This is a genomic window from Methylobacterium ajmalii, from assembly GCF_016613415.1.
Lineage (GTDB): Bacteria > Pseudomonadota > Alphaproteobacteria > Rhizobiales > Beijerinckiaceae > Methylobacterium > Methylobacterium ajmalii.
In genome coordinates this window covers 1-18,066 of sequence record NZ_JACWCT010000173.1, presented here as the reverse complement: position 1 = coordinate 18,066, position 18,066 = coordinate 1, and the positions used below count along the sequence as shown (strand labels likewise).

At 70.3% G+C, this 18,066-nt stretch carries 15 protein-coding genes and 3 pseudogenes; 11 read left to right on the top strand and 7 right to left on the bottom strand.

All coding sequences use genetic code 11. From position 1 onward, the window contains the following. Positions 1-235: 235 nt before the first annotated feature. The 5 genes and pseudogenes from HPY23_RS30410 to HPY23_RS30390 form a co-directional block, all read right to left on the bottom strand. Positions 236-652 (bottom strand): hypothetical protein, encoded by a 417-nt coding sequence (locus tag HPY23_RS30410; RefSeq protein ID WP_236017716.1) that lies wholly within the window; start codon positions 650-652, stop codon positions 236-238. Between the two features lie 1,419 nt (positions 653-2,071). Then, positions 2,072-2,284, bottom strand: coding sequence for a hypothetical protein (locus HPY23_RS30405; RefSeq protein ID WP_236013066.1), 213 nt, complete (start codon positions 2,282-2,284; stop codon positions 2,072-2,074). Positions 2,285-2,376: 92 nt separating this feature from the next. Then, positions 2,377-3,710: pseudogene (locus HPY23_RS30400) on the bottom strand (MFS transporter). 7 nt (positions 3,711-3,717) lie between these two features. Beyond that, positions 3,718-3,981: pseudogene (locus tag HPY23_RS30395) on the bottom strand (nickel/cobalt efflux protein RcnA); the annotation flags it as partial. A gap of 427 nt (positions 3,982-4,408) precedes the next feature. Continuing rightward, a complete protein-coding gene (locus HPY23_RS30390; protein WP_060850413.1) occupies positions 4,409-4,780 on the bottom strand; it encodes a DUF305 domain-containing protein in 372 nt (123 codons plus the stop codon). A 334-nt stretch (positions 4,781-5,114) separates the two neighbouring features. On the opposite strand from HPY23_RS30390, the gene HPY23_RS30385 reads away from it, so the two are divergent. From HPY23_RS30385 to HPY23_RS30375, 3 genes are all read left to right on the top strand, one after another. Further along, positions 5,115-5,405 carry a hypothetical protein gene (locus HPY23_RS30385; RefSeq protein WP_091891566.1) on the top strand — a complete coding sequence of 97 codons (291 nt, stop codon included), beginning with the start codon at positions 5,115-5,117 and terminating at the stop codon, positions 5,403-5,405. Positions 5,406-5,655: 250 nt separating this feature from the next. Further along, positions 5,656-6,264 carry a sigma-70 family RNA polymerase sigma factor gene (locus HPY23_RS30380; RefSeq protein ID WP_200602194.1) on the top strand — a complete coding sequence of 203 codons (609 nt, stop codon included), beginning with the start codon at positions 5,656-5,658 and terminating at the stop codon, positions 6,262-6,264. Beyond that, the gene (locus tag HPY23_RS30375; RefSeq protein ID WP_091891559.1) at positions 6,261-6,911 is read left to right on the top strand and encodes an NrsF family protein; all 651 of its coding nucleotides are present in this window, start codon (positions 6,261-6,263) and stop codon (positions 6,909-6,911) included. Before HPY23_RS30380 ends, HPY23_RS30375 begins: the two co-directional genes overlap by 4 nt. Positions 6,912-6,976: 65 nt before the next feature. Here the strand turns inward: HPY23_RS30375 and HPY23_RS33395 are convergent, their stop codons facing one another. Both HPY23_RS33395 and HPY23_RS30365 read right to left on the bottom strand, forming a co-directional pair. Next, positions 6,977-7,876, bottom strand: a complete 900-nt coding sequence (locus HPY23_RS33395) for a DUF6036 family nucleotidyltransferase (protein ID WP_236013064.1) — start codon at positions 7,874-7,876, stop codon at positions 6,977-6,979. Then, complete coding sequence (locus HPY23_RS30365; protein ID WP_123834464.1) at positions 7,873-8,364, bottom strand: hypothetical protein; 492 nt, start codon at positions 8,362-8,364, stop codon at positions 7,873-7,875. Before HPY23_RS30365 ends, HPY23_RS33395 begins: the two co-directional genes overlap by 4 nt. A 117-nt stretch (positions 8,365-8,481) precedes the next feature. Between HPY23_RS30365 and HPY23_RS30360 the strand changes: the two genes are divergently transcribed. The 8 genes and pseudogenes from HPY23_RS30360 to HPY23_RS30325 all read left to right on the top strand — a co-directional run. After that, entirely contained in the window at positions 8,482-8,766 is a 285-nt protein-coding gene (locus HPY23_RS30360; protein WP_060850918.1) for a hypothetical protein, read from the top strand. A 135-nt stretch (positions 8,767-8,901) separates the two neighbouring features. After that, positions 8,902-9,303, top strand: coding sequence for a hypothetical protein (locus HPY23_RS30355; RefSeq protein WP_200602193.1), 402 nt, complete (start codon positions 8,902-8,904; stop codon positions 9,301-9,303). A 237-nt stretch (positions 9,304-9,540) separates the two neighbouring features. After that, entirely contained in the window at positions 9,541-10,086 is a 546-nt protein-coding gene (locus tag HPY23_RS30350) for a FixH family protein (RefSeq protein WP_091891552.1), read from the top strand. Next, positions 10,086-11,615, top strand: a complete 1,530-nt coding sequence (locus HPY23_RS30345) for an efflux RND transporter periplasmic adaptor subunit (RefSeq protein WP_091891549.1) — start codon at positions 10,086-10,088, stop codon at positions 11,613-11,615. The genes HPY23_RS30350 and HPY23_RS30345 overlap by 1 nt, the downstream gene beginning before the upstream one ends. Next, positions 11,612-14,776 carry an efflux RND transporter permease subunit gene (locus tag HPY23_RS30340; RefSeq protein ID WP_091891546.1) on the top strand — a complete coding sequence of 1,055 codons (3,165 nt, stop codon included), beginning with the start codon at positions 11,612-11,614 and terminating at the stop codon, positions 14,774-14,776. Before HPY23_RS30345 ends, HPY23_RS30340 begins: the two co-directional genes overlap by 4 nt. 50 nt (positions 14,777-14,826) lie before the next feature. After that, complete coding sequence (locus HPY23_RS30335) at positions 14,827-15,297, top strand: DUF411 domain-containing protein (RefSeq protein WP_091891543.1); 471 nt, start codon at positions 14,827-14,829, stop codon at positions 15,295-15,297. 1,443 nt (positions 15,298-16,740) lie between these two features. Further along, the gene (locus HPY23_RS30330) at positions 16,741-17,583 is read left to right on the top strand and encodes an outer membrane protein (RefSeq protein ID WP_236013063.1); all 843 of its coding nucleotides are present in this window, start codon (positions 16,741-16,743) and stop codon (positions 17,581-17,583) included. A gap of 231 nt (positions 17,584-17,814) precedes the next feature. Next, positions 17,815-18,066 (top strand): annotated as a pseudogene (locus HPY23_RS30325) (hypothetical protein); the annotation flags it as partial.

The window sequence follows — 18,066 nt, the reverse complement described above, 5'->3', positions numbered from 1 at the left end:
AAGGCCGTGAGCGCCAAGGCCGTGAGCGCCACGGCCGGCCTGAGGAAGGTGAGCATCGCTTCGGATCCCGAACGGGGGCTGGCGGCCGCGCTCAGGGGCGCGGACCGGCGGACAGGGAGGGGGCGCGGGCAGGCGCGGCTGAGCCGGCCGGGCCGGGCGCGGCCTGCGCAGGCAGGATCCTGGTCAGGGCGCGGCCGGGAGCGGCGGGAGGGGGCGGGCGTCTGGCCCGCCGCGGTCAGGCGCGGTGCCTGGGGGGCCGCTCGATGCGCAGGGGACGCGGCTGGGCGACGCCGTCCTCCTGGGCCAGGCCGATGGGCTCGGAGGGGCGCAGGACCAGCGCCGTGCCCGACCAGGGCGCGTCCGGCAGGGCCGCCTGGCAGGCCAGGGGGCAGCAGGTGGCCACGCAGCCGGCCGGCCGCGTGTGGTGGCCGTGCGGGTCCGGGTGGTGCTGGCCGGCCGAGGCGAGCCGGTGGCACTCGGGGACGTCCGCGCCGTCCGCCTGGCCGCTCGCTGCCGCGGGCGCGTCGGCGGGGCCGGCTGCGGGCCGATGCTGGGCGTGCGGGTCGGCGGGGGCCTGGTCGACGGCGGCGTGGTCGGCCGCGGCGTGGCGCTGCATCGTGCACGGCGCCGCTGGGGCGATGGCCACGGCCATCGCCAGCACGGCGAGCAACATTGCGCGAAGAACTGCCAAGGACCCAGAGACCCTTCAAACCCGGAGGAATCGTCGCACGAATGGACTTGCCCGGCAATGCACGAACACTTTGATTTAAGATGAAGCGGCGTCGGCCCTTGGCGCTGTTGGAATTCGGTCACAGGCCGTCCCCGCACGCGGCGGATATCGGCCGTCGGGATTTCGGCCGGAGGTCATGGCAGTGCTTGCCTGGCGGTGCATGGCTTGGAAGTCCCAGCGGCACTTGCGATTGTTCATGGTCTCGCCGAGCTCGCGTCGGTGAGGATGCCGCCAGGGCATCAAGGTGAGCCGGCGCCCTGGTCCGGCCCGCCGAGGCCCTCGTTCCCCCCTCGGTCGCGACGGGCGCCCAAAACCGATGGCACCGGTGCGCTGAGCCGGGCACACCCATGCGCGCCCCGCCGACGTATGTGCAGAGGCGCTCGTGGCGCCGCCCTTCCCTGCAGACCGCCAGGTTGGCACTTCAAGTCTTCCCGGAAGCGCGCAAGCACGCGTCGGGCCGTGATACTCGGACGCGTGACCCCGTGGCTTTCCGGGGGGCAACTCCGTCACGGGCGCAGCGCCTACCGGACACGGACCAGGCACCGAACGGGCCGCGATCCAGACCCTGCCACCGCGTCTCAACGCTGAGCACCGGCTGGCCGGGGACGCTCGATCAAGACACGTGGGGGCGCCGGCCGGATCGACTCCGTCGTCAGTACGGCGTCCGGCGAACCGAACGCGGGGCGCGAGTTTCGATATCCTTCAGCCCGCCACGACGGGGGGACGTTGTCCCAGGCGCTCGCAATCGCCTGACCCGGTATCCCGGACATCAAGGCGGCGCTCAGAACGGCGGCGCGGATCATGGCGACGTTTCCCATACTTAAGAGGCTCGACGCTTCCTCGGATGAGTTCGGGCCCGACGCGGGAAGGTGGCAGGCGGTCGCAATCTCTTGGCCTGCGGTCCCAGGGATGGCTTCGGGAACCGCGTCGGGGAGCCCGGCCCGGCGTTGCGGCCTCCTCCCCGTTCTCACGGCCCGGAACGCGCACGCGTTCGCGGCCGGACCGTCGTGGCAGCTCAGATATAAAGGGCAGACGCCGTCCCGGCGTGCCGCCGCACGTGCGGAGCCGGCCGAACGCCGTTTCGCCAAACGCTTCGCTCAGGGTGATGGCCTCCCCAGCCCGCCGCCTTCGAGACTCGATGTGCCGCGTCACGGCAGCCTGGGACGTCGCGAGACCAGCTCTGGAGGCACCCTCGCCCGAGTTCGAGCCCTTCGGAAGCGGCGCGGTTCCCCCTCCCCCGTCGGGCCGACCCTCGGTCGCGGGGACGGCAACAAATCGCTCTGGGCGGAGCTTGGCGACGAGCCCCGCGTCCCGGGGCGTCCGACGGCCTCTTGCCCCGCCTCACCGCACCGCCATCGGGAAATGCCGCTCGATCAGGGCACAGGCGGCGCGGACGCCCCGCAGGTCCGCCATCCGGTCGAACTCGGCCGCGCCGGCACGCATGGCCGGGGCCCCCGTCCCGGCACCGAGATGCTCGTAGCAGCGCCGTGCCGTGTCCACGATCTCGGGGTTGAAGCGTTCGAAGGCGCACTGGGCCTGCGCCTGCCGCAGCATGCCGTGCATCCTGAGGAAGCCGACGCACTCAACCGCTCCTGCCGGTCCGCAGGCCACGACCAACGCGAGCGCGAGCAGGCGTGCCGCCAACGTCAACCCGGCCGGGCCGCGGGCCAGCGTTGGTGCAGGTCGTCGATGACGAAGGCGTGGGCATGCCGGCGCGTCCCGACACCGTCCAGGTGCGGATGGCCGGGGTCGAGGTCGGGGTGCGCGTGCTCGACGACGTCCGGGTCAGAAACCGGCCAGAGCGCCGCCGCCGCGGCGATGGCGACCAAGGTCAGCGCGCCCAGCACCGCCAGCGTGACCGGCATGCCGCCTTCGCGCCGAGCCAGCCGGCCAGCGGGTAGGTCAGGAGCCAGGCCACCTGCGAGAGCGCGAACTGGGCGGCGAACACGGCCGGGCGGTCGCCGGGCGTCGCGGAGCGCCGGAGCAGCCGTCCGGTCGGGGTCTGCGCGGCGGAGTAGCCGATCCCGAGCGCCAGCCAGGCGGCCAGCAGCATAGGCCAGCCGATGACGCCGCCCCAGGTCGTGGCGGCAAAGCCGAGCAGAACGACGTCGAGGAACGCCGCCGCCGGGAGCATGACCGTGCGGTCGGGCAGCCGGTCGAGCACCCGCGGCAGCAGCAGGGCCGCCAGCATCGAACCGCCCCCGAACAGCCCGAGCGCCACCGCGACGTCGTTCTGGGGCCGTTGCAGGAGGGCCTGCACGATCACCACCGTGTTGACGATGACCATGGAGCCGGCCGCCGCCACCGCGAGGTTCAGGGCGAGAAGCCCGCGCAGCCGCGGCGTGGCGAGGTAGATCCGCAGACCGCGCGTGGTGCGCTCGTAGACCCCCGCCCGGCGCTCGGGCGGCGTCGGGGACGGGAGCGCCACCGAGACGACCAGGACGGCCGAACACAGGAATCCGACGACCGTGCCGCCGAACAGCCAGTGGAAGTCGATGACCGTCAGCAGCAAGGCGGCCAGTGTCGGACTGAGCAGGTTCTCCAGGTCGTAGGCGAGGCGCGAGAGCGACAGCGCCCGGGTGTAGTCACGCTCGTCCGGGAGGATGTCCGGGATGGTCGCCTGGAAGGTCGGGGTGAACGCCGCCGAGCACGCCTGCAGGACGAACACCAGCAGGTAGACCTGCCAGACCTGGCCGACGAAGGGCAGGATCAGGGCGACGCCGGCCCGGACGAGGTCGGTCGCCACCAGGAAGGCGCGGCGGGGCAACTGCCCGGTGAAGGCGTTCGCGATGGGCGCCACCAGCACGTAGGCCACCATCTTGATGGCGAGCGCCGTGCCCAGCACCGCCCCGGCCTCCGCGCCGGCCAGCTGATAGGCCAGCAGACCGAGGGCGACGGTCAGCAGGCCTGTGCCGATCAGGGCGATGACCTGCGCGGCGAACAGGTGGTGGTAGGTGCGGTTCGCGAGGACGCTCAACATGCCGGCCTCAGGGAAAACCGACCGGCCGGTAGAGCCAGGCCGCGAGCGTGGTCGCCTCGTGGTGGCGACCCTGCCCTCCGAGCCAGCCGGTATAGAGGCCGACCGGCACGATCAGGACGGCAGAGGCATAGGGGGCCCGGTGTGCAAAGGCACCGAACCCAGGCCAGCGCGAGGCGGCGTGCCGGACGCCCAACGCCGCCAGTACCCCGGCCGACACCATGGTGAGCGCCAAGCCGATGCCGAAGCAGGCGACCAGAACGAAGCAAAGCGTCGGTAACGCTTGAGGCGGCGGAGTGTCTTTCCTCTAGCGTCGGCGACGCTTCTTGAGTTGAACGCCCTTGGACCGCCGACGCGCCAAGTGAGGCAGTTCGCAGGAGCCTATGACACGGCAATTTGCCCGGCCGCAATCCCACGTGATCCGGCGTCTCAGTAGGGCCGAGCCTCGGGGACCGGGCCCGATGCCGAGCGGCCGGGGCGCGGGCGCGCCCGAGCGATAAGGGATCGCGTGACGCCACCCGGCCTCTCCCCGCCTCCGGCCGCGTCCGTGGGCGCTTCCGGAGGCGGGGAGAGGCGCGTCTGTCCGTCTTGATCTCGACCTGCTCGGATGCCGTCGGGCGGCGGCAGGCGGTCCGGCAGCCCAGCCGTCGAAGTGCCGACCTGGCCTGTCTGCAGTCCGAGGCCGAGCCGACGGCCGAAGGCTATTTTTCCTTGCGGATCTTAGCCTGAATCTCGCGCAGGCTCTTCTCGTTCTCCTCCTTCGTCTTGCGGGCTTCCTTCACGACCGTCTCGTCCTTCGAGTGCTTGATGGCGGCCTCGGACATGTCGACCGCGCCCTGGTGGTGCGCCGCCATGCCTTTCATCCAGGCGAGGTCGGGATCGGGATCCATCATCCCCTGCATCATCGCCTTGTTCATCTTGTCCATGGCCTCCATGGAGGCCTTCTGCAGTGGGCCCATGTTCTTCATGTCCATGTCCGACATGGACGCGCCCTGGCCGCCTTGGGCAAACGACGGCATCGCGCCGGGAGCCATGATCGCCATGGCAACGAGCGCGGTTCTCACGACCTTCATGCGTGCCTCTCTCTACTGTACCCTACGGGGGTACAACCCGGTTGGAGTGGTCCAAGTTCGCGGTCGGCATGCCTTTCTGTGCGGCCCGGTCCCATGCCGAACTCGGCCGCGCGTCGGTGCCCCCCGGCCGGCCACCCGCCTGTCCTCGGCGGGCGACCGCCGCGGTCGGCCGCGACGCCGCGGGCGCGCCGCACGACCGGAGAGAGCGCGCCGCCCGGTCAGGAGGCGAGCGGATCGGTGATCGACAGGCTCCTCGGTTTACGCGGGCACCCGCCGCCGGGAAGGAACCGGCGACGGGGGACCCCGTCAGTCCCGGCTTCGGCGTTCCCCGTCAGTGGCGCTCCTCGCCGTGGTGGCCGCCCTCACGCACGACTTCATGATGTTCCTCGCGATGGACCGCCTCGCCACGGTGGCCATGCGTCTCCCTGCGCTCGATGATGTGGCCGTGGCGCTCCGCGCCGTGGTGGTCGGCATGGCCGATCCCGACCTCGTCGAGGGCGCGGGCTGGCCCTGCCGCGGACCCGAACCCGGCCGCGGCGACCATGAGCAATCCGACCTGCAACAACCTAGGCATCTCGTCATCTCCATCCTTGCTCGGAGGCTCAAGAAACGCTCTTGGCCTTAAATACGATCCGGGGGTATATCGCGACGCTGGCCTCTCTCGCGGCGTTCCGCGCGGGGCCCTGTAACCGGCCGCTCATGCGCTACGGATTGTCCCTAGTGGGCATTCGGTTCAGGCGAGACGGCCGGACAAGCGCGGCCGCGCCGGTCGGCCATGTCTCGTCGCGGGTTTGCCGGAGGCGGCGGCTGCGCGGCCCGCGGCGTTTATTCCGGGCGGGCACGCTCGTGTCGGGCGCGGGGCGGGCCGCAATGACATGTCCAGTGACCGGGTCGGTGGCGGCTTCCGCGGATCGGCCGAGAGAGGCGTCTTGATCGGTCAGGAAAACGAGTTGCGGGCCTTGCTGTCGTCCTGCCTGGCCGGAAGCGCGACGGACTACCGCCTGTTCCTGGAGCGGCTTGGGCCGCACCTGAGGGCCTACTTCAAGGGTAAGCTCGCCCGCTCCGGACGCGCGGCGCCGGAAGCGGAGGATCTCGTCCAGGAAACGTTGATGGCGGTCCATACGCGACGGCACACCTACGATGTCGGCCAGCCGGTCACGCCCTGGCTTTACGCGATCGCGCGCTACAAGCTCATCGACCACCTGAGACGCACGCGCGCCTCGCTCGCCGACGTGCCCGTGGAGGACGCGGGCGAACTGGTCGCGCATGACGACCACGCCGCCGTAGAGAGCACGCTCGACGTCGAGCGCCTGCTCGGTCAGCTTCCGGGCAAGATGCGGCAGGCGATCCGGGCCATGAAGGTCGAAGGTCTGAGCGTGGCCGAGGCCGCGACGCGCTCCGGCATGTCGGAATCGGCCATCAAGGTCAGCGTCCACCGCGGGTTGAAGGCGTTGGCCGCCATGGCAGGAGGCAAAGGGGAATGAAGACCGACGAACTCATCGGCTTGCTCGGCGCGAGCTTCGCCAGCGAGCCTGCCAAGTCTCCTGGCATGCTGCGGCGGATCGCGCTCGGGGCCGCCATCGGGGCCGCCGGGGCGCTCTGCCTCGCCCTTCTCGCATTGGGCGTCCGGCCTGACTTGGGTGAAGGCAAGTCACTGACCTTCCTCCTGGCCAAGCTGGCCTTCGCCCTCGCCGTCGGTGGCTTGGGCCTGCGTTACCTCGGTCGCATCGCTCGCCCAGGGGGCGAGAGGAGGGTGCATCTCGGCATCGCGGCCCTGCCGTTCGCCGCTGTCATGGTCCTCGCTGCCCTCAGCCTCGCCAACGCGCCGGCGGCACACTGGGGGACCATGCTCACCGGCCACATGTGGCTCGAATGCCTCATCTCCATCCCGGTGATCGCGGTGGTCCCCTTCGCGACCCTGATGTGGGCGGTCCGGAAGTTCGGCGCGCCGACGGACCTCGTCCGGGCCGGGGCCCTGGTCGGGCTCGCTTCGGGAGGTGTGAGCGCGATGGGCTACGCGATTCACTGCATGGACGACACCGTGCCCTTCATCGCGCTCTGGTACGGCGGCACGATTGCCCTCTGCACGCTGGCGGGCGCGCTTCTCGGGCCTCGCCTGCTGCGCTGGTAAGGCCGTCGGCTCACCCATACGCAAAAGCGAACCGCTCCCGGCCCGCCGCGCGCTTCAGGGGCGGGTCAGCCCGGAGGCGTCCAGTTCGGCCGTGGGTACCCGGACAGGTCACCGTGTCGCGCGGCGCGGACGCGCGGATGTGCATCCCACGCCTCCTGCGTCAGCTCCTCCCCGTCGATCAGGAAGGCGCTCGCCCCGTCCTGTGCCACCACCGCGGGGCCGAGAGGATTGTCGAGGATATCGTAGAGCCCAGCCGCCTCGTTCCAGGCGCGGACCGAAACCGAACGGCGCTCGTCCATGAGGAAGGCGCAGTGCGTCCCCGCGGGATGGGGCGGCAGGACAGCCCCTGCCCGCACGGGTGCAGCGGTCGCGCGCCCGGGAGGCGAGGGAAGGCCGGCGAGGAAGGCGAGCGCACGCTGTGCCAGAACCTCCTCGAACCCGCATTCCGCTACGCGCGCCTGGATGACGGCAAGGTCGAGAGGCCGGGCCCGATGGTAGGCCGCGATGTAGTCCCTGTCCTTGTCGGCGAGGCGGGCGAGCTTGGAAACGATCAGGTCCTCCGGGCCGGGGGCCACCACCGTCACGGTCGCCGTGCCGTGGCCTCTCACCTCCCGCACCACCGCGCGCGAGGGCCACGAGGGCGGCAGGCGGGCGGTGCGGTCGTCGACGCCGTCGATGTAGAAACCGTGCGCCGTGTGGAAGTGCGAGCCCTCGCCGAAGATCACGGAGATCTCTTCGGATGCCTCCGCGAGGTCGTCGTCCTGGGCTGCCTCCCAGGCCCGAGCGTTGGCGGGATAGGCGTCGATCTCGGGCGACATGCACATCGTGACCGGCGCGCCGGGCCAGCCCACGAGGATGCCCTGGCTGCCGACGACCACCACGGGGCGAGCCTTGAAGTGCAACGCCAGCGAACGGGCGGTGCGCTCCAGGTCCGCGACCGTCCGGATCTCAATCGGACGGCTCACGCCGGAACGGAGGAGCCTTGGCGGCCGGCATGCGCCGCGCGTTGGGCGGCCGCGCCTTTACGTGCCAGGCGCCAGATCCGCTTCCGGACGTTCGGGTCGCGCACGAACGACACGCCCTCCCCTTCCAGGAACGGCGAGGACAGCCGAAGCCGCTGCATACCCTCGTCCCGCCGGGTGAGGAGTTGCCGGATCGTCCCCGGCGGCTGCCCGAGGATCTCGCGCCACTCGGAGACGAAGGTGCGCTCGGGGTAGTCCGCCTCAAGCCGCATGACGGCCATCTTGGCGCTATCGAGGATGCCCGGGTCGCGCGCGAGCCGACGCGCCACCAACCGATGGATCATCAGCTTGGCACGGTCGTTCACGACTTCCCTGTTTACCTCGGGACGCACGGGATGCCTCCGGAGCCGCTCGTGTTTCGGACGGTGGCCATTATGCCCGACGCCCGGAAACCCGACAACGTCGAAATCGAGGCTCGGTTCGGCGTCCACAGAGCCTTGGCTCTCCGGGGAGGCAGGGCTCGGTCCTCTGTAACCCAGGATCTGCGGGTCCCGAAGTTGTTCGTAGCGGCGCCTCGAAGGCATACGCAAACGACGATGGAGCATTCGATGAAGTACATCCTTGCTGCCCTGGCGGCCTCCACGATCATGACGGGCGGCGCTTGGGCGCATCCGCGGCTGACCGGCGAGGCCGTTCCCTCGGCGGGCTGGAGCGTCCTGGAAGGCCCAACGGGAGCCGCGCCCGAGGTGACGGGCAGCCTCGGCCGCGTTTGGGAGGGGCGTGATCTCCAGGGACGGGACCTGAGGAGCAGCACGCGCGGAAATGCCCAGTTCCCCGAGCGTCCCGCCGCGGCCCAGAACCTCGGCACCACTTCGGGTGGACCCGCGTTCTAATCAACGTCGGGCACGTTGCGGGAGCGGCTGTAACCCGTGGGCCCGCACCCGCGAACTTGTATTCGCCGGACTCGTCGCGAGCCCGGCGCGTCCGGGGCTAGGCAAAGCCCCCGATCAGTGGGATCTTGGGAGCGGATGTCGATCCGATCCACCATAGCGCGCCTGCTCACGGCCCTCGCCGTGCTCGGCCTGATCGCCGGGGCGTCCGTCGCCCCCGCGCAGGCGCGCGCCTTCGTGGGCGACGGCGTTCAGCGGGGCATGGTCGCTCAGCAAGGTGGCGTCACGACGCCACACGTCGCGCCGATGCCCGACGACATGCCGTGCTGCGATCCCGAGCCCTCGGGCCCGGACTGCCGCGACACCAAGGCCTGCCCCTTCGCGGCGGCCTGCGCCGCGAAGATCGTGCCGGGGATCCTGCCCTCCCCGCCTGCCGATGGCGGCCCGGTCGCTCCGGTCCTCCTGCCCGTTCGGCAGGACCATATCGGGCCGAGTTTGGCCGCAGCCCCGCAGCCCCCCCCTCCCAAACCGCGTTCCTGAGCACGCCCGAGAGCGGTGCCGCCCCGTGCATGAGCATGCACGGCAGCCTTCGCGCACCGCCGCGCCGCGGCGGCCCGAACGGTCGGGCTCCCGCATCCAGACGCTCCGGAACAGGATCATCCCCGTGTTCACCGAACATCCCGCATCCCCGCGGCCGGGTCCTGCCCCGGCGCATCCCGCACGCCCCGAGCCACGCGCGGCCCGTCTCCCCATCCTCTCAGTCCCAAGGATGGCGCCATGACGGGCCGGGAGGATTTTTTCGATGCTTACCAGGAGGACCGGCCGGCAGTGCGAGGCGCTTGGCTCCTGCTCGGGCTCGTCCTCATCGTAGCAGCCCTAGCGGGAGCCGGCGCCGGCTACGGGCTCGCGCGCGGCGCATGGGTCATTCCCGGCGCGGTCGCGGCACGGCTTCCGGAACCGGTCGCGGCGTGGCTGCCCAAGGGCGCGCCACTCATGCCCCCAAACCTCAAGGATTATTCCTTCGAGCTCCTGGATCCCGAGACTAAATCGGGCGAGGCGACACTCAGGGTGCGTCTGCTCGACAAGCGCGCCGGCAAGCCCGTGGCCGACGCGCTTGTCTACGCCCGACGCCTCGACATGGCACCCGACGGGATGCCGACGATGACGGGTAAGATGAAGCCAGAGGCGAGCCCGGAGCCGGGCATCTACGCCTTCAGGGCCAATCTGGCGATGGATGGCCGCTGGCGCCTCTCGCTGGCCGCGAAGGTGCCGGGCGAGACCGGCACAGTCCAAGACCAACTCGTGCTCAGGGCCGTCGAGTGATGGACCAGACGACACCGATCCACCTGGCGCGGCGACGTGACCGCGCGCACCCGGGCGGCCAGGCGAAGGCGTGGGTCGCGGCCCTCGTTCTCCTGCCCCTCGCCGTCGGCGGCGGCGCCCTCGCCGGGCTGAAGGCCGGCGAGGCGGGATGGCCCCTGCCGGCATGGTTCCCAGCCTCGGTCTCCGGTCTGCTCGTCGGTCGCGACGCGAAGCCGGCCGCGGCCGCGGATGCGCCCGTGCTCTACTACCGTGACCCCGACGGAAAGGCGGCCTACGCGCTCGCCCCGGCGCGGACGCCCGACGGACGCGACTACCTTCCGGTGCATGTCGGCGAGGATGTCGACTTCGAGCCGCGGCCCGCGGCGGCGAAGGAAGCCACGGCGAACGCCACCTACGCCGCGCCCCCGGCCGTGGGCCGGAAGATCCTCTACTACCGCAACCCGATGGGCCTGCCCGACACCTCGCCGGTGCCGAGGAAGGACTCGATGGGGATGGACTACCTCCCCGTCTACGAGGGCGAGGCCGAGGACGGGAACACCGTCAAGATCTCGCCCGGCAAGGTCCAGCGCACCGGCGTGCGCACCGAGCGGGCCGAACGTCGCGTCGTCAGCCGACCGGTGCGGGTCCCCGGCACCGTCACGCTCGACGAGCGGCGCGTCACCGTCGTGGCGACACGCTCGGATGCCTACGTCGACCACGTCGAGAACGTGACGACGGGCGACCGGGTGCGGAAGGGCCAGCCCCTGGTCCACGTCTACTCGCCCGAGATCAACGCGGCCGCCGCCCAGCTCATCGCCAATCCCGGCTTCGACGGGGCCCGGCGGCGCCTGCAGAACCTGAACGTCTCGGAGGAGGTGATCAACGAGATGGAGCGGACCCGGAAGGTGCCGATGGCCATCACTTGGTCCGCGCCCCGGGACGGCCTCGTCCTGCAGCGCACTGCCATCGAGGGCATGAAGGCTGCGGCCGGCGACACCCTGTTCCGGATCGGCGACATCTCGACGATGTGGGTGTTGGCCGAGGTACCCGAGTACGACCTCGGCAGCGTCAAGGTTGGCCAGCCCGTCAGCGTGCGCGTGCGCTCGCTGCCCGGGCGTAGCTTCGCCGGTAAGGTCGGGCTGATCTACCCGCAGGTGAACGCCCAAACCCGCACCACCCGCGTGCGGGTCGAATTGCCGAACCCCGACGGGGTGCTCCTGCCCGATATGTATGCCGACGTCGAGATCGGGACCGGGGCGACGAAGCCCGTCGTCGCGGTCCCGAACGATGCCATCATCGACACGGGCGCGCGCCAGGTCGTGCTCGTCGACAAGGGCGAGGGCCGCTTCGAGCCGCGCGAGGTCAAGGTCGGCGCCCGCGGCGAGGGGTACACCGAGATCCGCGAGGGCGTGCAGGCCGGCGAGCAAGTCGTGACCGCGGCCAACTTCCTGATCGACGCGGAGAGCAACCTGAAGGCGGCGCTGCAGAGCATGGCGGCGCCCAAGCCCCCCACCGAGCCGCGGGCGCAGGCCGAGGAGAAGCCAGAATGATCGCGCGCCTCATCGGCTGGTCGGCCCGCAACCTCGTCCTGGTGCTGATCGGGACCGTCTTCGTGGTGGCGGCCGGTCTCTACAGCGTGCGCACCCTGCCGCTCGATGCTATCCCGGACCTCTCGGACGTGCAGACCATCGTCTACACCGAGTACCCGGGGCAGGCGCCCCAGGTCGTCGAGGACCAGGTCACCTACCCGCTGACCACCGCCATGCTGACGGTTCCGAAGTCGAAGGTGGTACGCGGCTTCTCCTTCTTCGGGGTCTCGTTCGTCTACGTCATCTTCGAGGACGGCACCGACCCGTACTGGGCCCGCTCGCGCGTGCTCGAATACCTGAGCGCGGCCGGCAAGCGCCTGCCGACCGGCGTGACGCCGACGCTCGGGCCCGACGCGACGGGGGTGGGCTGGGTCTACCAGTACGCCATCGTTGCCAAGCAGCAGACGCTCGCCGAGCTGCGCTCGCTTCAGGACTGGGTGGTGCGCTTCGGGGCCTCGCGCGCCGAGGGCGTGGCCGAGGTCGCGGGCGTCGGCGGCTTCGTGAAGCAGTACAACGTCGTCGTCGATCCGAACCGCCTGCGCGCCCAGGGCATCCCGCTCAGCAGGCTCCGGGAGGCGATCCGGTCGAGCAACGCGGATGTCGGCGGCCGCACGGTCGAGCTCTCCGAGTTCGAGTTCATGGTGCGCGGGCGCGGCTACCTGAAGAGCGTCGCCGACATCGAGAACATCGTGCTGAAGACCGAGGCCGGCACCCCGCTGCGGGTGCGGGACATCGCCCGGGTCGAGCTCGGGCCGGACGAGCGGCGCGGCATCACCGAGCTGAACGGCGAGGGCGAGGTCGCGGGCGGCATCATCCTGCAGCGCTTCGGCGCCAACGCCCTCAACGTCATCGAGGGCGCCAAGCGTCGCCTGACCGAGGTCGCCGCGAGCCTGCCGAAGGGCACCGAGATCCTGCCGGTCTACGACCGCTCACAGCTGATCGAGGCAGCCATCGACACCCTGAAGCACACCCTGGTCGAGGAGAGCGTCATTGTGGCGCTCGTCTGCATCGTGTTCCTGCTGCACCTGCGCAGCGCGCTGGTGGCCATCCTGATGCTGCCGGTCGGCATCCTGATGGCGCTCGGCGCGATGCATCTCCTCGGGATCGGCGCCAACATCATGTCGCTGGGCGGCATCGCCATCGCGGTCGGGGCCATGATCGACGCCGCCATCGTCATGATCGAGAACGCCCACAAGCACCTGGAGCGGGCGCCCCAGGGGAAGCCCCGTGTCGAGATCCTGGTGGAGGCCGCGGCCGAGGTCGGCCCCTCGCTGTTCTTCTCCCTCCTGGTAATCACGGTGAGCTTCCTGCCGATCTTCACCCTGGAGAGCCAGGAGGGGCGCCTGTTCGGGCCGCTCGCCTTCACCAAGACCTTCGCCATGGCCGCCGCGGCGGTCCTGTCGGTCACCCTGGTGCCGGCCCTCATGGTGCTGTTCGTGCGCGGGCGCATCGTCCCCGAGCACCGCAACCCGCTGAACCGCCTCTTGATCTGGGTCTACCGCCCGGTCATCAGGGTCGTGCTCCGGGCCAAGGTGTTGACCATCCTGCTGGCGGTGGCGGCGCTCGGCCTGACCATCTGGCCGGCCCGCCAACTCGGCTCCGAGTTCATGCCAGACCTGAACGAGGGCACCCTGATGTACATGCCCACGACCCTGCCGGGCATCTCGGTGACCCAGGCCGGGGAGCTGCTGGCGACCCAGGACCGCATCATCAAGTCCTTCCCGGAGGTGGCCTCCGTCTACGGCAAGGCGGGGCGCGCCTCGACGGCGACGGACCCCGCCCCCACCGAGATGTTCGAGACCATCATCACCCTGAAGCCGAAGGCGGAGTGGCGTCCCGGCGTGACGCTGGCGAGCCTCAAGGCCGAGATGGACAAGGCCCTGCAGTTCCCCGGCGTGTCGAATGCCTGGACGCAGCCGATCCGGGCCCGCATCGACATGCTCTCGACCGGCATCCGCACGCCGGTCGGCATCAAGATCTACGGCACCGACCTGACCGAGATGGAGAAGGTCGCCCGGCAGGTCGAGGCGGTCGTGCGCAACGTGCCGGGCACGTCGAGCGCCTACGCGGAGCGGGTCATCGGCGGCTACTTCCTCGACATCACGCCGGACCGGGAGGCGCTCGGGCGCTACGGCCTGATGGTCGGGGACGTGCAGGACGTCATCGCGACGGCGCTGGGAGGCGAGAGCGTCACGAACACGGTCGAGGGCCGCGAGCGCTACACCGTCAACGTGCGCTACCCGCGCGCCTTCCGTTCAAATCCGCAATCCATCGCCACCGAAGTGCAGGTGCCGTTGCCGGCCGGCGGTACGGTTCCGCTCGGCGAGGTGGCCAAGGTCCAGCTGACCCGGGGGCCGACCTCGATCCGCACCGAGAACGGGCAGCTCGCGGTCTACATCTTCGTCGACCTGGCCGGGCGCGATCTCGGCGGCTACGTCGCCGAGGCCCGGGACGCGGTCGCCAAGGAGGTCCAGCTCCCGCAGGGCATGAGCATCCAGTGGAGCGGGCAGTTCGAGTACCTGGAGCGGGCGGAGGCCAGGCTGAAGATCGTGGTGCCCGTGACCCTGCTCGTCATCTTCCTGCTCCTCTACCTCAACTTCCGGCGCCTGACCGAGACGCTCATCGTCATGCTGTCCCTGCCCTTCGCCCTGGTCGGCGGGGTGTGGCTGATGTGGTGGATGGGCTTCAACATGTCGGTCGCGGTGGCGGTGGGATTCATCGCGCTCGCCGGCGTTGCCGCGGAGACCGGCGTGATCATGCTGGTCTACCTCGACCATGCCTGGGACGAGCGGCGGGCTGCCGCCCTGGCCGCCGGGCGGGAGAGCACGCGCGCGGACCTGTACCAAGCCATCATGGTGGGCGCGGTCGAGCGGGTGCGCCCGAAGATGATGACGGTCGTCGCCATCATGGCGGGCCTGCTGCCCATCCTCTGGAGCACCGGCGCGGGGTCGGAGATCATGCAGCGGATCGCGGTGCCCATGATCGGCGGCATGGTCTCCTCGACCGTGCTGACCCTCGTCGTGATCCCGGCCATCTACGGGCTCGTGAAGGGACGAAGGCTGGCCCTTCGGCACGTAGGATTGGCCGCCGTGCACGCGGGCCTCCCCCGGGCCGCCGAGTGAGCGTGGCTGGACGGGCCGTCCCGGCGGCCGTGAGCAGACAGGAGTTGGTTATGAGCAAACTTTTCCGGCCGTCCCGACGCATCGTGGTCCTCGGCCTGGCGGCCGCCGGCGTACAGGCGGCGCGGGCGGAGGATCTGCCGGAAGTCGTCGCCACGAAGGACCCGAGCTGCGGTTGCTGCGAGGCCTGGGTCAAGCACCTGCGCGCCGAGGGTTTTCGCGTCCAGGTCGTGAACGCCCCCGTGAACCCGGTCAAGGCGAGGCTCGGGGTGCCTCGGGAGCTGGCCTCGTGCCACACGGCCCAGGTCGGCGGCTACGTCATCGAGGGGCACGTGCCCGCGTCGGCCATCAAGCGGCTGCTGGTGGAGAAGCCTGCCGGCACCGGCCTCGCCGTGCCCGGCATGCCGGTCGGCTCGCCCGGCATGGAGGTCGAAGGGGTGGAACCGGCCACCTACGAGGTGGTGCTGTTCGGCCCTCACGGGCGCAACACCTTCGCGCGGTTTCGCGGTGGGCAGGCCGTCTAGCCGGGCATGGCGGCACGCCACCGTGGCAAGCGGGGGGATTCTTGGCCGAGGTCGACCGGAACGCTGCGGCTTTGACCTTCGAGCACGACGCGGACGACGGCGTGTCTTGCGGGGGCGGCCCGTGCACCGCCGTCGCCATCGTCAACGAGAGCGGAACATTGGCCTGCTTGTGCCAATTCGGCAACGTCCGCCACAGGCGGAGGAGCCGAGGCGGTTCCTGTCGAGGGCTACCGAGGCAAGCGACATCGACGATCTCGTCGAGGTGAGGATTGGGTGCGGTGACGATGCCGACCCTGAGACATCGACGTAGGTTAACCAACGGGAGCGCGACGGCACTGGCGGCGGTGCTGGTCTTCCTAACCCGGGGCCCACCCACCGCTGTGGCTGGACGCAGGGGCCCACAACGTCGCGGTCGTCGCGAGCCCAGCCAACATCTGGTTCGAACCGGGGCACCCGAACCGGGCGCCGCGCCGAGACGGCGGCCTTGGGACTGTGCGGTCGAAGAGGCGACCGCCCTCGCGTGGCGACCTCCGGCAAAACGGCAGGGTCGCGCCGCTAATCCTCGATCCAAGCGGCCAGCCGAAGGACACGACGCGGCGGTCGTCCCTCGGCCCACCGGCTCGGGCCGGACGCGCCCTTCTAGACTTGCCGGCGCCACCCGGCAACGACGCGCCCGGACCGGCTTGCCCGATGTAAGTTCAGGCCGAACGGCACGGGAGACCCAGATAGATGTACCAACCCCCTTGAAGCCGTCGGCGCACGCACTGGTCCCGTGATGCAAACGAGCGCTCCGTCCGGTTCTATTGGCCGAAGCAAGCATATGAGGGGCCATGGTGACACGTGCCGTGATCATGACGCGTGAAGTGGTTGTAGAAGCCACGGGAATGGGCGAGGTGCTCGCACTCGTGATAGGAATAAACGCAGCCGAGAAAGACTGGGCTGTAATGTACCCGGATTGTCCTGCCGGTCGGTGCGAGGCTGGTGGTCGAACCGATGTCGGATGCCCCACCGTAGGGTGGCCGTGACATCCGAAAGCCCACGGCACCTGCCCCGGTCGGGGCCAAGGCCAGGGCGAGTGCGGAGATGTGGAGAACTCGTCTGAGCATCGCGCATCCCTTCCTGCTGGTTTCCTGCCGTTGAACTCCCCCTTCGGGAGCAAGTAACGCACGAGCGGCGGGGCACGGTCGCACACCCCTAAGGGGTAATCGGCATGGCCGGACCGCGAATCCCCCGGAACGCAGGGCGTTTGAAGCCTGTCCGGACGCGCATAACCGCGTCTTCAGGCACTACGTGCACGCCTTACCCTTAAAAACCTCATCTTCCGCCGTCAATGGCGGCAGCCCTTCAGCAATTACCCCTGCGGGGTAATTAAGGGGAAATCAACCATGCGGTGGGAGGGTTAGGTAAAGAGGACTGTGGGTGAAGGACTGGACAATGGGTGGAATGGGTTGCATCGTGAGAACGCTCGGGCTGCTCGGCTTCGGCCTGATCTCCGCAACGTTCGTGGCGCCGTCACACGCGGCCGACCTGCCGCCGGTCGCGCCGCTGCCGGACCTGCGCGGAGCACTCGCGCCGGAGGCCGAGGTTTCCGGCTTTTACCTCCGCGGCGACATCGGTTTCAGCAACCAATCCGTGGAACGGCTCTCCAACAGCCTGGACGCGCTCGGGACGATCGAGAAGGTCAATCTCGGTTTCGCGGGCGCCCCGCTCGCGGGCGTCGGCGCCGGCTACCGCTTCGGCCGGTGGTTTCGGGCCGACGTCGCAGGCGAGTATCGCAGCGCCGCTGCGTTCACCGGGCTTGAACGCTACCGCGACGCGAGACTGCCGCTCGGTTACGGCACCGACGAGTACACCGCGTCGAAACGTGAATTGGCCGTGCTTCTCAACGGCTACGTCGATCTCGGCAATTGGTACGGCCTCACGCCGTTCCTGGGCGCCGGCGTCGGCGCGGTGCGGCTTACGCTCGACAATTTCAAGGACACGAACGTCGTCACGCAGGGCCTGGCCTACGCGAAGGCAGGCTCGAAGACGAACCTTGCGTGGGCGTTGCACGCGGGTGTCGGCTACGAGGTGAGCCCGAACTTCACGGTCGAGCTCGCATACCGCTACCTCAATCTCGGAGACGGAAAGACCGGCACGGTCTACAACTATGCCGGCCAGTGCGGGTCTTGCGAGGCGCTGACCTTCAAGAACGTCGATTCGCACGACGTGAAGCTCGGCTTGCGCTGGGCACCATGGGCCGCGACCGCCCCGGCCGAGCAGGCGCCGCTGGTGCGCCGGTACTGAGGTCGCGCGGTCCCGCACGGCACTCGCGCCGGTGGCGGGCTCCCCCGAGCCGGGACGGCGGCGACCACGCGGGCAGGATGGGGGGCGTGCGCGGCAGGGGCGATTGGCTGGCAGCCTCAAATCGCCAGGAAACGGCTTCGGACGCTCCACCAACAGCAGAAGTGTTCGTGCGTTGCCGATATTGGCGGCCTGTGCAAGGATCGGCCTGGGTAAGAGAGGGTCTCTGGGTCCTTGGCAGTTCTTCGCGCAATGTTGCTCGCGGTGCTGGCGATGGCCGTGGCCATCGCCCCGGCGGCGCCGTGCACGATGCAGCGCCACGCCGCGGCCGACCACGCCGCCGTCGATCAGGCCCCCGCCGACCCGCACGCCCAGCATCGGCCCGCAGCCGGCCCCGCCGACGCGCCCGCGGCAGCGAGCGGCCAGGCGGACGGCGCGGACGTCCCCGAGTGCCACCGGCTCGCCTCGGCCGGCCAGCACCACCCG